The sequence below is a fragment of the Levilactobacillus sp. LN180102 genome (assembly GCF_050106635.1).
Lineage (GTDB): Bacteria > Bacillota > Bacilli > Lactobacillales > Lactobacillaceae > Levilactobacillus > Levilactobacillus brevis.
Genome location: NZ_JBNIIX010000013.1, coordinates 1 through 13,895, shown reverse-complemented (window position 1 = coordinate 13,895; position 13,895 = coordinate 1). Strand labels below are relative to the sequence as shown.

17 protein-coding genes are annotated in these 13,895 nt (G+C 42.4%); 15 read left to right on the top strand and 2 right to left on the bottom strand.

Going from position 1 to position 13,895, the window contains the following annotated elements:
- Nucleotides 1-3 precede the first annotated feature (3 nt).
- The 13 genes from ACP4IT_RS08775 (at nucleotide 4) to ACP4IT_RS08715 (ending at nucleotide 10,146) form a co-directional block, all read left to right on the top strand.
- Entirely contained in the window at nucleotides 4-423 is a 420-nt protein-coding gene (locus ACP4IT_RS08775; protein ID WP_141268126.1) for a hypothetical protein, read from the top strand.
- 20 nt (nucleotides 424-443) lie between these two features.
- Nucleotides 444-737 carry a hypothetical protein gene (locus ACP4IT_RS08770; protein WP_141268127.1) on the top strand — a complete coding sequence of 98 codons (294 nt, stop codon included), beginning with the start codon at nucleotides 444-446 and terminating at the stop codon, nucleotides 735-737.
- Nucleotides 724-1,068 (top strand): phage head closure protein, encoded by a 345-nt coding sequence (locus ACP4IT_RS08765; protein WP_157660935.1) that lies wholly within the window; start codon nucleotides 724-726, stop codon nucleotides 1,066-1,068. Before ACP4IT_RS08770 ends, ACP4IT_RS08765 begins: the two co-directional genes overlap by 14 nt.
- Nucleotides 1,069-1,125: 57 nt before the next feature.
- Nucleotides 1,126-1,506 (top strand): HNH endonuclease signature motif containing protein, encoded by a 381-nt coding sequence (locus tag ACP4IT_RS08760; RefSeq protein WP_156646822.1) that lies wholly within the window; start codon nucleotides 1,126-1,128, stop codon nucleotides 1,504-1,506.
- Between the two features lie 792 nt (nucleotides 1,507-2,298).
- Entirely contained in the window at nucleotides 2,299-2,772 is a 474-nt protein-coding gene (locus ACP4IT_RS08755; RefSeq protein WP_082265212.1) for a phage terminase small subunit P27 family, read from the top strand.
- A complete protein-coding gene (locus ACP4IT_RS08750; RefSeq protein ID WP_156646824.1) occupies nucleotides 2,769-4,466 on the top strand; it encodes a terminase large subunit in 1,698 nt (565 codons plus the stop codon). Before ACP4IT_RS08755 ends, ACP4IT_RS08750 begins: the two co-directional genes overlap by 4 nt.
- Nucleotides 4,426-4,623, top strand: coding sequence for a hypothetical protein (locus ACP4IT_RS08745; protein ID WP_082265214.1), 198 nt, complete (start codon nucleotides 4,426-4,428; stop codon nucleotides 4,621-4,623). The genes ACP4IT_RS08750 and ACP4IT_RS08745 overlap by 41 nt, the downstream gene beginning before the upstream one ends.
- Nucleotides 4,620-5,720: a phage portal protein gene (locus tag ACP4IT_RS08740; RefSeq protein ID WP_172757508.1), complete on the top strand. Its 1,101-nt coding sequence runs from the start codon at nucleotides 4,620-4,622 to the stop codon at nucleotides 5,718-5,720. Before ACP4IT_RS08745 ends, ACP4IT_RS08740 begins: the two co-directional genes overlap by 4 nt.
- Nucleotides 5,717-7,252 (top strand): phage major capsid protein, encoded by a 1,536-nt coding sequence (locus ACP4IT_RS08735; protein ID WP_172757507.1) that lies wholly within the window; start codon nucleotides 5,717-5,719, stop codon nucleotides 7,250-7,252. Before ACP4IT_RS08740 ends, ACP4IT_RS08735 begins: the two co-directional genes overlap by 4 nt.
- 95 nt (nucleotides 7,253-7,347) lie before the next feature.
- The gene (locus ACP4IT_RS08730) at nucleotides 7,348-7,617 is read left to right on the top strand and encodes a head-tail connector protein (RefSeq protein ID WP_086231838.1); all 270 of its coding nucleotides are present in this window, start codon (nucleotides 7,348-7,350) and stop codon (nucleotides 7,615-7,617) included.
- Nucleotides 7,618-7,789: 172 nt separating this feature from the next.
- Nucleotides 7,790-8,161, top strand: a complete 372-nt coding sequence (locus ACP4IT_RS08725) for a hypothetical protein (RefSeq protein WP_086231839.1) — start codon at nucleotides 7,790-7,792, stop codon at nucleotides 8,159-8,161.
- A gap of 118 nt (nucleotides 8,162-8,279) precedes the next feature.
- Nucleotides 8,280-8,480 carry a cold-shock protein gene (locus ACP4IT_RS08720; protein WP_042522391.1) on the top strand — a complete coding sequence of 67 codons (201 nt, stop codon included), beginning with the start codon at nucleotides 8,280-8,282 and terminating at the stop codon, nucleotides 8,478-8,480.
- Between the two features lie 700 nt (nucleotides 8,481-9,180).
- Nucleotides 9,181-10,146: an ADP-ribosyltransferase gene (locus ACP4IT_RS08715; protein WP_011667984.1), complete on the top strand. Its 966-nt coding sequence runs from the start codon at nucleotides 9,181-9,183 to the stop codon at nucleotides 10,144-10,146.
- A 138-nt stretch (nucleotides 10,147-10,284) separates the two neighbouring features.
- On the opposite strand, the gene ACP4IT_RS08710 is transcribed toward ACP4IT_RS08715, so the two are convergent.
- Together ACP4IT_RS08710 and ACP4IT_RS08705 are read right to left on the bottom strand one after the other, a co-directional pair.
- Nucleotides 10,285-11,388, bottom strand: coding sequence for an SLC13 family permease (locus ACP4IT_RS08710; protein WP_011667983.1), 1,104 nt, complete (start codon nucleotides 11,386-11,388; stop codon nucleotides 10,285-10,287).
- 69 nt (nucleotides 11,389-11,457) lie between these two features.
- Nucleotides 11,458-12,120, bottom strand: coding sequence for an EAL domain-containing protein (locus tag ACP4IT_RS08705; RefSeq protein WP_011667982.1), 663 nt, complete (start codon nucleotides 12,118-12,120; stop codon nucleotides 11,458-11,460).
- Nucleotides 12,121-12,353: 233 nt separating this feature from the next.
- Here ACP4IT_RS08705 and ACP4IT_RS08700 point away from each other — a divergent pair, with 233 nt between their 5' ends.
- Nucleotides 12,354-13,478 (top strand): GGDEF domain-containing protein, encoded by a 1,125-nt coding sequence (locus ACP4IT_RS08700; protein WP_015473501.1) that lies wholly within the window; start codon nucleotides 12,354-12,356, stop codon nucleotides 13,476-13,478.
- Nucleotides 13,479-13,556: 78 nt separating this feature from the next.
- Nucleotides 13,557-13,763: a hypothetical protein gene (locus tag ACP4IT_RS08695; protein WP_011667978.1), complete on the top strand. Its 207-nt coding sequence runs from the start codon at nucleotides 13,557-13,559 to the stop codon at nucleotides 13,761-13,763.
- The last annotated feature ends 132 nt before the right edge of the window (nucleotides 13,764-13,895 follow it).

The window sequence follows — 13,895 nt, the reverse complement described above, 5'->3', positions numbered from 1 at the left end:
AAAATGAAAGTAATTTATCCAAGTTTGGTTGAACAATCTTTTGATCTTTATGTCAAACGATATGGAACGGTTCCTTCAAACAAAGTAAACAAGTTGAAATCACATATTTATAGTGTCTTGGTGCGAGATGGTGTTTTGAAGCAAAATGGTGAGCCAACTCAAAAAGCAAAAGATGATGGACTGGTTGAAAGCTTCACGCCGAATGAACAGGGGGAGTATGAGCCAGAATCTGTAAGAGATTTAAAACTTATGTATCCAATGTATGCGCAATTCAGTGACAATCACTTCATGAAATCGGGCCAAGGGTGGTTAGCTGACGCTTATGTTATTCGAAGTGTGGCAAATCAAATATTGAATGATTCTAGTAGTGATGAAGAACAACGGCAGAGTGCGTACCAAATGTTGGCACAATTAGACAAATAGTTTTAAGGAGAGAAATAGTTATGAAAATCAGATTAATTGATGTTGATGGGAAAATTGATCAAGCTGACTTGTTCGTTTTACGGGAGCCAAAGGAGGGCGAGCACTTGTATTCACGTAATGGTCGAGATATTTTGATTGTGGATATTTACCAATTTGTTAGAAACACGAAAGAAAATCAACGTGAAGAGCCTGACTTTGTGGCAATGGTTGAATATCAAGAAAACGGAAATCCAGTTTTAACAGATTCATACAGTGAGGCAGAACGAAAAGTGGTTGATTGGCTTAGTCTAGGTGATGACGATGAAGACCTATGATGTATCGCGTATGAAGCACCGCTGCCAATTCGGGGTATATGGTGATAGTGATGAGATTAACCCGAATACGGGTGTTCCCATTCAGCAGTTCGTTCCGCAATTCTCACTATGGTTCGGTGAGTATAGCCAGACCATCAACCAGCAGATTACTCTAACCGGAGACAACCTGACAGATACGAAGATGATTGTGGTACGGCATAATGAGCAGGTCAATCAGCAACAACTGGTTAAGATCGGTGACACCCTTTATCGGGTCAACAACGTAGCCGGTGATGATGAGGTTAACTCATTCGATGTCATCACATTGGTTCGCTACCAGAAGCACGGGTAATAAACGAGAGGTCGTCTTCACGGACGGCCTTTTGTGTATACAAGGAGATATTATTATATGGCAAAACCTATGAAGCAATGCAACCATGCCGGGTGCCGTCAGTTGGTGCCCTATGATGTCCGTTACTGTGGTAAGCACCAACACAAGGCTAACGCCGAAACTTACCACAAGCGCATGTATGGCGAGCATGAGGGACGCTATCAACAATTCTATAAGTCATCTCAATGGCGTAAGTTGTCCCGGCGATTCCTAGAGAATAACCCTATCTGCGTGCAATGCTACCAAGATGGTGTGATACGTAAGGCTGATGTGGTCGATCATATTGTAGAGTTGCGTGATGATTGGTCCCGGCGACTAGACGAAAGCAACTTGCAACCATTATGCTACCGACACCACAATCAAAAGACTAAGCAGGCTAGGGAAGCACGGTCAAAATAGGTCAGCATTAAGAATGGTGGTAAGGCGTGATGTGTCTGCGATAGTTGGTGATAGATGATGGTTGCGATTATATAGAGTATTCGCAAGTGAATATGGTTAGGTAGAGCGGAATTTTCCGCTGAATTAAAAATGGCTGGCTAAGTTAAACTTAGGTAATATCTGCGCAATGATGTCCCGGATTTTCGGGAGATCTACTAAGCGAAGTTTTCCGCTGGCCGAACAAGTGTAGTGCTGACTACACTTGTTAAGCTGAGTTACTGAGGTCGCAAGTTACGACCCCAACGCACTAACTTGGTGTATTAGCTGACCCGTTAAGATTACGTGACAGGTTGCCTTCGCGGCTCAATTTTGAGCCCCCAATTTTGGGGAGCCAAGCCGAAAACTAGGCCGAGTTGGATTTGGTAGCCGACAATTCGACCGCGAGCATTCTAAAGTGATTGTAAAACTTGGTATATCAATGATATGGGGGGCTATGAATGAACCGATAAGAGCGGGCACACTCCTTTCTGTGCGTAAATTTCCCTTTAAAAGTTTGATTTTTTGCCAATATTGACAGAAATCAGAAAATGTCTACTACTTTATTCAAAATTTGCATAAATAAAAAGTCAAGGGGTGAAACATAACTATATGGAGTATGCTAACCAATAACAGCATACTATATATTGCACTTTTCCCTCGAAAGTGTTACGATTTATGTATAATAAACGAATTCCGAATATATGTGCATTTGAGCTACCTCAGCCATGCTGTGGTGGCTTTTTTGCATATAAATTTAGCGAAAGGAGCCCGAAAATGGGTCAAAAAATTAAGCAACTATCAACTCTAAAGAAACATCTAACGAACGAAGAACGCGACCAGCGTAAGGACGCCGAGACGGCCTTGTTTGATTACCCGTCACTCGATTTAACGCCCCCTGATTGGTTGCATGACCGTGCTTTGACTGAATGGCAACGTGTTTCCCCATATTTGAAAGCTAACACGCCCATCAGTGAACTTGATCGGGCCCTTCTAGCAAGCTACTGCCGGGCTTATGCCACCATTCAGACTTGCGAGAATGATATTCGTAAGAATGGACTAGTTCAAACGAATCAGGAAACTGGTTCCCGTAAGCCGAACCCGTACGTGGCTTTGCAGTCACAAGCCATGAAAGACCTAAAGTCCCTAGCTAATGATTTAGGCATGTCGCTATCTAGCCGGGCGCGTATGGAATTGAATAAACAGAAAGATGACGCGCCAGAAGATTCTTTTGAGGCGATGTTGTCATGATTGAATACGTTGATCAGGTCTTGTCCGGGAAAGTATTGGCTGGTCAAAAGATTAAGTGGGCATGTGAGCGATTTAAACGCGATTTAAGCCGTTCTAAAGAAGCTAGCTTCCCATTCTACTATGATGAGGAAGCGGCGGCAAAAGCGGTTAAATTTATCGAATTAATGCCTAAGACTGACGGTAGCCAACTCACCATGCAGCCCTTTCAAGAATGGATCATCAGTGAGTTATATGGCTGGCGGGAGAAAGCAACTGGCAACCGGCGTTATGATCGGGCGTTTATTAGTATGGCCCGGAAGAACGGTAAAACCTATCTGGCTTCTGGTATGGCCGCTAATGGTCTTTTAAGAGAACGTCAGCCCGCCCGTAACCGACAAGTATTATTCGTCAGCAACGCCCTTAAACAAGCTAAATTAGGCTACGACATGCTTTCAAGTGGGCTACGGCAAGTCCGCAAGCAATCGAAGTACATGCGGCAACGGATTAAGGTACAGAAGCAAGCCATTACTGACCTAGAAACTGATTCGCAAGCCCTAGCCCTTGCTAGTGATACCAGTACGCTTGATGGGTATGCCGGCACCACGGTTATTTTAGATGAATGGCATGAGGCCAAAGACCGTAAGGTATACAACGTCTTAAAGTCCGGTCAAGCGCAAGAAGATAATTCATTGCTAGCGGTGATTTCCACTTCGGGGCTTAACCTCAACGTCCCCATGCACGCCGAATATGAGATGTTGACGGACGTTTTAAAGGGGAAGATTGAAGCTGATCGCTACTTTGTGGCAATTTGGGAACTAGACGACCGCGAAGAAGTTTACGATCAAGCCAATTGGATCAAGGCAAACCCGTTGTTCAGTGAACCACATGTTAAGCAACGCATGACGGAGAAAATTCAGGCCGATGTTGACCTTGCCATTAAGCAAAATAACCTCATTCCGGTGCTGGTTAAGAACTTCAATATGTGGTTGCAAGCTAGTGAGGATAGTTATATTTCCGCGGACGATTGGGCCGCTGGTAAATTGGCAAAGGTGCCCGACTTACATAATCGTGACGCCTATATCGGCATTGATTTATCCAAAAGTAATGACTTGACCGCGGTTAGTTGGTTGATACCAATTGGCAACGGTCAGTTTTATTGTGATAGTCATTCGTTTGTGGGCACTAAGTACGGCCTTGATTCTAAGATTAAACGTGATGGGATTGATTACCGGTCAATGGAGCGCGCTGGTGAGTGTAGTATTACTCGCCTTGATAGTGGTGTGATTGATTATGATGAGCTATTTGACTATGTACAGCAATTAGTCGGGCAATATAACTGGAAAGTGAAAGCCGTGGCCTATGATCCATACAATGCTCAAACCTTAATCACTAAGTTCGAAAAATTGAATTATCCTTTATTTGAAGTGCGTCAAGGGACGTTGACTTTGAATATTCCCACCCGAAATTTCCGTGATCAGCTGTACGCGGGCCACATTAAACACAATGGTAATCAGATTCTCGCTTATGCGGTCAATAACGCCATCTTGAAAGTGTTAAATAATGGCTGGCAACTGGATAAAGCCCGCAATAGCAACCGGATTGATCCGATAGCGGCGTTAATTAATGCTTATGTGGCCGGTATGGAATATTACCAAGAAAGCGAGGCGAACCAACATGCGAACGAATATTATGCGACTGCGACGGATCTGTTCTAATTACCTATCTGCAATCCTGCTGATTATGGGGCTGATTCTGCTAGTCGTTGGTGTCGGCGGTTGGTTAGGGTGGTATGCAGCCATCATGCTGGCCGGAGTTAGCCTGATCGTTTTGGCACTACTGATTAATTATGAAGAAAAGGAGGTGAACCCATGAGCATTTTTGTTAAAGCAAGCACCACTAGTGGCACTCATGATCCAGTGGCTGACGCCTTGGTTAGTCTGTCTAGCAATGACCCCTATACGTTTGTGAGTGCGGCGGTGCTACGGAATAGCGATATTTATGCGGCCATTAATATTATCGCCAGTGATATTGCCAGCAACCCGATCGTTTGTGATACGGCCATTTTTAATACCATGATTAATCAGAACCCGAATAGCAATATGGACGGTTACCATTTTAAATATGCCTTGGCGGCCAACTTGCTTCTCAATGGCAATAGCTTCGCGGAGATTTTGCCTAATCACACCCTGAAACTGATTCCCAACAATCAATTGGTGGTTGAGCAAGACGATGTGAGCGGCAAGTTGACCTATACTTATACGCCAACCAGTGGAACGTGTCGTCAGATCGCGCCTAACAACATCTTGCATTTCAAATATTTCACCAAAGACGGGGTATCGGGGATCAGCCCACTATATGCCTTGAAAGATGAACGCCAGATTCAGTCGGCCGGCAACAAATTGCTAACCGGCTTTTTTACTGCCGGCGTGCACGGCACCACCATCGTTAAATTGCACCAAACGGACTTAGGCAAAGAAGCCAAAGAAAACGTCCGAAAACAGTTTGATGAAACGACCACCGGAGAAAATGCGGTTAATACGATTGTCACTGATGATGGTATGGATATTAGTAATCTGCCCTTAAATACCGATGTGTTAAAACTTGTGAACTCGAATGATTGGACGACCCGGCAAATTGCTAAAGCCTTTGGCTTGCCACCAGAGCGCTTAGGAGTAGAAAACAATCACTCTAACCAAGAGCAAAGTGGCGTGCAGTATCTACAAGGGACGTTGCAGCATTACTTCGATAGCTTCACCAGCGAACTATCATTCAAGCTTGGCCATGACTTCACGTTCAATACGGACAAATTATTGAGCCTTGATCCGCAGACCCAGCAAGCCCAAGCGGTGGCTGGATTTACGGGCGGCATTATGAGCCGCAATGAAGCCCGGGCCAAGATTGGCCTGCCACCAACTGATGATGGTGATATTTTCTTAAATCTACAAAAGAATGGAGTGAATAATTCATGAAACAAGATCGACGGTTAACAATTGACGCCGAATTACGGGCGCAAACGCCACAACCAGAAAAACCGGAAGATGAATCTGCAGACAATGTAACTGATCCTAAAACCCAAGACGGCCAATCAGCCAAGGGGAAAACGATTAGTGGTTATGCCATTGTGTGGAACTCACCAAGTAAAGATTTAGGTGGTTTTACCGAGATTGTAACCCCCAAGGCGCTTGATGGTGTCGATTTATCAAACGTTCTTATGCTCAACAACCACGACTACACTCAAGTGTTAGCCAGCGTCAAGGCGGGCACGCTGACGCTAGAAACAGACGACAAGGGGCTACATTTCATCGCCCAGTTACCGAATACGTCGTTTGCTAATGATGTCTATGAAGAAGTTCAAAGCGGGAACGTTGATTCCTGCTCGTTTGGCTTTGATAGTGATGATGATACCGACGAATGGACTAAAGATGACGATGGCAATATCACCCGAACCATTAACCAAGTCAAAAGCCTATTCGATGTGTCAGTAGTGGCTGTTCCTGCTTACGACGATACGAATGTACAAGTTGATACGCGTAGTTACGAAAAATTTATCAATCAAGAAAAGGAGCCTGATAATATGGCAAAGCAAACAATTATTGATCCAAACACGAATGAAGATGACAACAAGACCGGTGTTCCTGCCTTTGAAGCTTATGTACGAAGCCACGGTGAAACCCGAGACGGTTTGAATACGAGTGGTGCCAGTGCTGTTATTCCCAAGGAACTAATTACCCCCGTTTTCCAATTAAAGCAATCCACCTACAATCTCGCCCAATATGCGACGGTTAAGCAAGTTTCTAGTGGTTCTGGGACTTATCCTATCTCGACTAGTCGACAATCAGCTGTACTGGCTACTAAGGAAGAACTCGCTGATATTGCGGACGTTAACGCGAATATGTTTACGGAAGTGCCATTTGATGTAAAAACCCGGGCGGGTAAGATTGCCTTATCTAACGAAGTTGTAGAAGATGCCGAAGTGGATATTGTGAGTGAAGTTAAGGCTCAATTACAACAACTCGTTGATAATACGGACAACACGCAGATCATGGGACTGTTAACGGGTAGTAGCTTTGCTAAAGCAACGGCCACCAGTATTGATGATCTCAAGAAGATTTTCAATGTGACCTTAGACCCTGCTTTGAGCAAGATGTGGTTAGTTAACCAATCCGGGTTCAATTATCTTGATACCTTGAAAGATAGCGAAGGCCGTTACCTATTGCAACCTAATCCAACGGCGCCAAGCGGCTTTACCTTGTTAGGGGCTCCGGTCGTCATGATCAGTGATAAGTTATTGGCCAACAATGCTGACGGCACATTCCCAATGGTCGCGGGTGATTTGTCACAAGCGGTGGCGGTCTTCCGGCGCAACCAAGTAACCGCCCAATGGGATAAGTTCGATCAGTTCAGCCAAGGGTTATCAGTGATCGTGCGGAACGATTATGAAGTGATTGATAAGACTGCCGCGGTCAATGTGTCATTAGGAACCGCAACCAGCGGTAAATAGAAGAACATAAGGGGGAGCCATTTTGGACACCCCCTATATACATAAGTTAAAACTAAGGGGGAACGAATCGTTACCCCCACAAAGGAAGTGATGATATGGCTGTGACGGTTGATGATATTAAAACCAGCTTACGCTTGGACTTGACCGAAGATGATACCTTAATTCAGGGCTACTTAGATGCCGCTAAGGAATATATTCAGACCGCTGTTAGCACTACGGCTGGTTTAACCCAATATAAGCAATATGATTTTGCGGTGTCATTGCTAACACAATTCTGGTATCAAAACCGGGTGGTGGATATGAAGCAGACTCCTTACCAAGTGGTTAGCATGATCCAGCAACTCCGTGGGCTGACAAGCGAATAAAAAGTGTTGATGAATGAATTTCATTTAAAAATAAAATAGGTGAAATTAATTGAACGAAATGTTATAATATAGGTGTCCTTAGTAATTCATTTAATTCATTGTTAGTAAGGGAGCCGCAGATTGCGACTCCCTCTCCTTATACATATATTTGGAATCAGAAAGCGTGGTTCCAATGCGTCAAGATATTAAGAAGATCCGTAATTTATTAAAAGAGTATGCCAAACTAAAACAGGAAATTCGGACGTTTAATCAGGTATCTAGTCCAGTTTTAAGTGTGGCTCCTAGTCACAGTTGCGGCAATGGCGTTGAAACTAGCCTCATTAACTATGTTGACCTATCCTATCAGCTAAAAGAGGTTGATGACGCGCTAAATGCGATCCACAATCCGCAGTATCAATTTATCCTGCATGATTATATCATTGAGAAACGTTTCACCCGAAGCGAGGCTTGCGAACGATTGTCCGTTAGTGTTAGCAAGTTTAACTACATGAAGAATTGTGCGCTTGAATTATTTAGGGTTGCATACATCGAATTAAAGTGTTAAAGTTAGTTAAATTGACATGTTCGGAAGTTATAAGTATCATTCATCTTTGCTATCTATTATTTTCTTAGATGTTAATTCAATTTGGTTACTTTGGTTTGATTCCTAGGAGGATATATATATGCAAAATGGTACTGTAAAATGGTTTAATGCTGATAAGGGCTTTGGGTTTATCACTGGTTCAGATGATAAAGATGTATTCGTACACTTTTCAGCAATTCAAACTGACGGTTTTAAGAGTCTTGACGATGGGCAAAAAGTTAGTTACGATGTTGAACAAGGCGATCGAGGACCTCAAGCGACTAATGTTGTTCCACAATAATTTGTCTAATATTATGAAGAACTGCTTTTGATGGAGCAGTTCTTTTTTATTAAAGGCATACAGGAAAGCAATGTGATAATATGGATTTTATAGATGTTTATGGCATTAATCACGAAAATTGTACGCTTGTTACACCAACTAGAGAGTACAGTCGAATCAACATATTCATGGATTCAGTTGGGCGAAGATTTGTAGCTATGAGTCCTGATCCTGTACCTAGTAAATATGGCTCAGTAAATAGTCATTGGAAACGTGGCCGGCCATCTGAAGCACCGAAAGATTATTTTTATATTGATAAATAAAAAAACTGTTAACCGATGAAGTTAACAGTCACTGCCCCGCGCAAGTATGAAGCCACCGGAAACGGTGGTTTTTTTGTAAAGTAAGCCAAATGGTAAGCCAACCATTATTTACTAAGCGTTAAAACCATTGCTATCATTGGTGTGTAGGCATTTATAAAGAAGTGGGGGTCATTCCCAGTATACCCAATTCCTACTTATCAGCCGTTGTCATAGGGTGTCAAAACCCTTATGACAGCGGCTTTTTTAGTACCTTAGTGTTTTATAGATGGTGGCAGGGTTTAGTTCACATTTTGACAGAAGAACAGAGTATTTGAAAGTTTTAAAATGAGGATGAAAAGTGATGATATTTTTTCAACAACTAATATATAATGGGATTAGTTGAAAGGGGATAGGGGAATATGCTAAGAAAATTGGGGTTGTCTTTAATTGTTATCGGCGGGGTTTTGACTATAGGGACAAAAAATGTGAATGCGGCCTCTTTTGCTTCAGGGGACTCTATAGTTTCTATGACTACTCGCAATAATTATATTCATGATTCAAAATACCGATACCTAGTCACAAAGAAGAATGCAATTGCTTATAAAGCAATTGGTAAGGCACCTGATTATACTGCTAGTGTGTCTATCAGTAAAAATGTGCCATTAACAGTGCGGCAGACGGTTGAGGGAGGACATATTGTTACGGAACCGCAAAGCACGGATAAATTATTTTTAAGTAACGATAAGCAATTTGTATATTCCAGTGATGTAAAATCATTAAGTAAAAAGCAAATTAAAGTGCTGGCTAAGGATTCTAAAAAGTGGTCCTCAAAAATCGGGAAAAAGAGTGTACAGGCGGTCGGTTATTATACTGGCGATGGTTATGAAAAAATTAACGGGTATTTGAGAAATGGTAAAGGTCAGAAAAAAGTTGTCAAAAAAGCGCAACTGGTCCAAAAGGGGATTTCTAAATTCAAGCTACGTTACAATACGACAGTTTATCGTGGTATATCTAACAAAGGCTTAAAGCTCTCACTAAATAACCGGGGGTTAAGCGTTGGATCAATCTATCAAGACAAGGCCTTCTCTTCTACTAGTCTCTCTAAGCAAGTCGCCTTAGGATTCAGTAGTCAGTGTCTTTTGAGAATCAATATTCCAGCCGGGTCCCATGGGGCCTATATTGATCCAATCTCAAAGAATAAAGGTGAGAAGGAGTATTTGCTGAAAGAGGGACAAAAATTAATTGTTACTAAGATTCAAAATGTAAGTTATACGGAAGCGACAAAAATGTACCTGATTAAAAATAAAGGGTCAAAGGTAGTCCAACACACAACTAATAACGTTAAGGGAAACTACAAACTAATTACGCTAAATTTGTTGAATTAAAAACTGCTAACCAAGGTGGTTAACAGTCACTGACTTGTGTAAGTATGAAGCGATGTTTCTAGTGAATCTAAATAGAAGGTGAGTCGTTAACTGCGGTTATGCGTTGTTGACGGCTTTTTTGTGGCCAGCAGAAACAAACTAGCGTATCCAATAGTAGCCAATTGTTCCCAGAACAACTAGCAGTCCTAGATTCACGAGGGTAAAGACCTTAAAGAACTCCCGGACGGTAGGCCGATTGGTTAGGAAAAGAAGTTGTTTGAGGGCCAATAGATTGGCAAGGGAGGCCACTAAGGTGCCTAGCCCCCCCAAGTTAACGCCCCAATACAGAGCAGTTAGGTGATTGGTAAAGTTCGCTAACAACACGGTGGCCGGAACGTTACTGATTACCTGACTGATGGTCAAACCGGTGAGGTAACTTGCGACTGGGGTATGGGTGACGTGGGCAATCAAGGTTGTTAATGTAGCATTATGACTGAATGAACTGACTAAAATGAAGAAACAGATAAAGGTCAGCAGAAGGCCATAATCCACTTGCTTGATGGCGGCGCGATTTAGTAGCCAACCGCTAATGATAACAATCACGGTTATCCAACCCAAAGGAAATATTTGAAAGATTCCCAATAGGGTTAAGCCAAACAGAAGAATGGTTAAGGCAATCTTTCCGGGATGCTGAGGAAAGAGCCGTGTAGGGGCAGCCTTAGTCGATCGAGGCGCGATACCATAAGTGAGTCCAGCTAAGCTGAATAATCCGATAAGCATTAATGGCGTTGATAATTTTAGAAAGGCCAGGCCGTCAATGTGGTAGTGAGCCACTAAGAAGAGATTTTGTGGATTACCAAATGGTGTAAAGGCACTTCCCAGGTTGGCCGCTAGCACAATTAGGGTAGTGGGGAAGGCAATTGGCAAGTGCTGTTGATGTGCTAGTCGGATATACATGGGGAATAAGGTTAAGATGGCAACATCATTGGTTAAAAACATAGCGCCTACAAAGGCTAATAGAACAGTGTATTGCACAATTTGTCGTTGATTATGGGAATGTGTTAGTAATTGTTGACTAAGTTGGTCTAAAACGTGGTAGCTGTTAAGCAGCTGGACACAAACCATCAACGCTAGCAGTGACCAGATGGTGGTCCAGTTAATATCATGGATTTGTGGGCGGCCGACAAATAAACTAAGCCCAGCAGCCACCGCGGCAATCCATAGAACCTTGTCGTGTAAGATACGGGTGGTCACAGCTTTCATTGCAAAAATTCCCCTCTTTCAAGCCAAAATAAAAACAAGACACCGTTGCCCGATAGTCTTGTTTCATCATTATAATTTAAATAAGTGGGGTTTGCCATAGAACCACCCTTGTCGAAGATCAATCTGTAGGCGATTAGCCATATCATGTTCAGCCTGATTTTCGACTCCTTCCAGAATTAAGCGGAGTTTGTATTCCTCCGCAATCTTTTTCCAGAATTTTAAGTTATCCGGGATTTCATCGGCGCAATCTTCTTGGCGAAAGTTTTGCATGGCAAATTTGATTTCACTGGCGTAAGACAACACGGGCTCCAAGTGATCATAGGTGTTGACCCCGGTGCCCACATCATCCAGGCTCAACTGAATGCCATGCTCATCAAAGTAGTGAACCTGATCAATCAGTTGTTGAGTTGAAATGGCTTTATCCGTAATTTCTTCAGTAACCTCTAAGACAAGGGTAATGGGATAAATTTGTTGTTGGGCGTCGATAATAGCTTGTGCAATCGTTGGATCAATGAATTGACTGCGGTTAACGTTATATGAAACTGAGCCAATCTTTAAAATTAGCTTCTGCGCCGTTCGCTGAATGAGGTCGGCCTGAACGTCGATCGGAATTGAGGCAAAATCGTGTGGCAAGACCCATTTATCATCAATCTGTTGCCGAATTAGCATTTCGTAGCCGATTAGTGAATTGTTTAAAACATCAATCTGCGGCTGCAAAAAATAACGATACATGATGTGGCCATCCTCCTTAAAAAATATCTACATCCATCATACGTTATTTTAACGGGAATTAAAATGGGGTATGTGCTAAAAAAACGTAAGCCCTTAATATATTATCTTTGATAAAAATATATGGTTTTATTATATAAAATAGCAGAATGTAGATGTTATCAGTTGTTTTTCACGGTATACTGATAAGGAAAGTTTAGAGATAAACCTAATTAATTTCCAAGGAGAATGATGTAATGTCATGGACAATGTGGCTAGTTCCCCCAATTATCACGAGTATTTTCTTTGTACTTGGGGTAATTACCCTTTATTGGTCAATTTTCACTTGGGCGACGACTAAAGCCGAATCACAAAGTAAGCCAGTTAACGTGCAGAAGGTTCAAATTGTAGTTGGAACGATTTGTGCGATTATCTCGGTATTTGCACTGCAATTGTTGGTTCGAGATAGCCATCTAGGATGGACATTTGTTAATTTTCAATTGCTCCTACTTTTGTTTGTTGCTTATTTCCTACAACTTAAAATTCCATATTGGTTAGTTTTTGTAGTCGCTATTGGGTTCATGTTAATGAATGGAAATGTAACTGCCCCATTATCCTGGGTATTCACGTTGGTTTTTGTAGGCTTTTACGTGGTCGCTTATCAACACAGCATTCACTTATGGCGTTGGCCATATCCCCGCTATATTCTAGTGGCACTTAGTTTTGGAATGGTTCTCTGGCTTTTAGTCAAGATGCGCTTTCACTTGCCTTGGGTCACCTATTGGATTAAAATGGCAGATTATGCCTTTTTAGCAACTTTGATGTACGGGTACTTTAAGATTCAGGATAAGGATCGGCGCATTAAAGATCGACTATTTCAGTCTGCTAATTGGGATGCGTTAACCCATGTACAAAATTACGCGGCGTATGATCGTGCTATTGACTATCATTTTAGTCGAAGTCTCATCCGACACAACAATCTAACAATGGCAATGTTTGATATCGATCACTTTAAATGCGTGAATGATACGTACGGCCATTTAGCTGGCGATGAAGTGTTGAAGCAAGTTTCCAGTACGGTTGTTGATGTATTAAAAGCAAAAGATGAGCAGATTGTGTTGTACCGAACCGGTGGCGAAGAGTTTAACGTGATTTTTCCAGGCTACACTGTGGCCCAAGCGCAACCGTTGGTGCAGGAGTTCTTTGATCGGGTGAAAGCCTTGCGAATTCCGTATAATGATGTGGAACTTAACGTTACCATTTCAGTAGGCGTTTCGAGTTTGCATCGTACGGATCACAACCCCTTGGATTTCTATAAACGGGTTGACTCTCATTTGTATCGTTCGAAAAAGATGGGACGCCAACAAATTACTTTGGAGTAACGGCAGGTGCGTTTTTAATAAAAATGCGGTAGAATAGCTGCTAATCAAATAGACTGGTTTAACGGGGGGCATTCATCCGTGATTTTATTACTTTTACTACTATTACTGTTATTTCCACTTTTACGATTGGTTTTTGGCCTGGCCGGTTGGCTATTAGGCCTAGTGGGGACGTTAATCATCGGTGCGATTGTCTTAGTGGCCTTTGCGGCAATCTTTCGTTTTTTGATTGTTGCGGTTTTGGTTGTCGGCGGGGGTCTTTGGATCTCGCGAGGATTGTTCAGTTAAGTTGAATAAAAAAATGGCTCTTTGTCAACGGGTGTTGATGGAGGGTTTATGTGGAACTTCGTTCACTTGCGAACGGGGTTCCTTTTCTTTAATCTGATTTTAAATTCAATTTGAATACGAAAAACAAAGTTT

Coding starts and splice junctions, on each gene's coding strand:
- ACP4IT_RS08705 (WP_011667982.1), bottom strand. CDS start 12,120: ATGTATCGTTATTTTTTGCAGCCGCAGATTGATGTTTTAAACAATTCA.
- ACP4IT_RS08715 (WP_011667984.1), top strand. CDS start 9,181: ATGCTAAGAAAATTGGGGTTGTCTTTAATTGTTATCGGCGGGGTTTTG.
- ACP4IT_RS08700 (WP_015473501.1), top strand. CDS start 12,354: ATGTCATGGACAATGTGGCTAGTTCCCCCAATTATCACGAGTATTTTC.
- ACP4IT_RS08765 (WP_157660935.1), top strand. CDS start 724: ATGAAGACCTATGATGTATCGCGTATGAAGCACCGCTGCCAATTCGGG.
- ACP4IT_RS08750 (WP_156646824.1), top strand. CDS start 2,769: ATGATTGAATACGTTGATCAGGTCTTGTCCGGGAAAGTATTGGCTGGT.
- ACP4IT_RS08775 (WP_141268126.1), top strand. CDS start 4: ATGAAAGTAATTTATCCAAGTTTGGTTGAACAATCTTTTGATCTTTAT.
- ACP4IT_RS08755 (WP_082265212.1), top strand. CDS start 2,299: ATGGGTCAAAAAATTAAGCAACTATCAACTCTAAAGAAACATCTAACG.
- ACP4IT_RS08740 (WP_172757508.1), top strand. CDS start 4,620: ATGAGCATTTTTGTTAAAGCAAGCACCACTAGTGGCACTCATGATCCA.
- ACP4IT_RS08725 (WP_086231839.1), top strand. CDS start 7,790: ATGCGTCAAGATATTAAGAAGATCCGTAATTTATTAAAAGAGTATGCC.
- ACP4IT_RS08770 (WP_141268127.1), top strand. CDS start 444: ATGAAAATCAGATTAATTGATGTTGATGGGAAAATTGATCAAGCTGAC.
- ACP4IT_RS08720 (WP_042522391.1), top strand. CDS start 8,280: ATGCAAAATGGTACTGTAAAATGGTTTAATGCTGATAAGGGCTTTGGG.
- ACP4IT_RS08735 (WP_172757507.1), top strand. CDS start 5,717: ATGAAACAAGATCGACGGTTAACAATTGACGCCGAATTACGGGCGCAA.
- ACP4IT_RS08745 (WP_082265214.1), top strand. CDS start 4,426: ATGCGAACGAATATTATGCGACTGCGACGGATCTGTTCTAATTACCTA.
- ACP4IT_RS08730 (WP_086231838.1), top strand. CDS start 7,348: ATGGCTGTGACGGTTGATGATATTAAAACCAGCTTACGCTTGGACTTG.
- ACP4IT_RS08760 (WP_156646822.1), top strand. CDS start 1,126: ATGGCAAAACCTATGAAGCAATGCAACCATGCCGGGTGCCGTCAGTTG.
- ACP4IT_RS08710 (WP_011667983.1), bottom strand. CDS start 11,388: ATGAAAGCTGTGACCACCCGTATCTTACACGACAAGGTTCTATGGATT.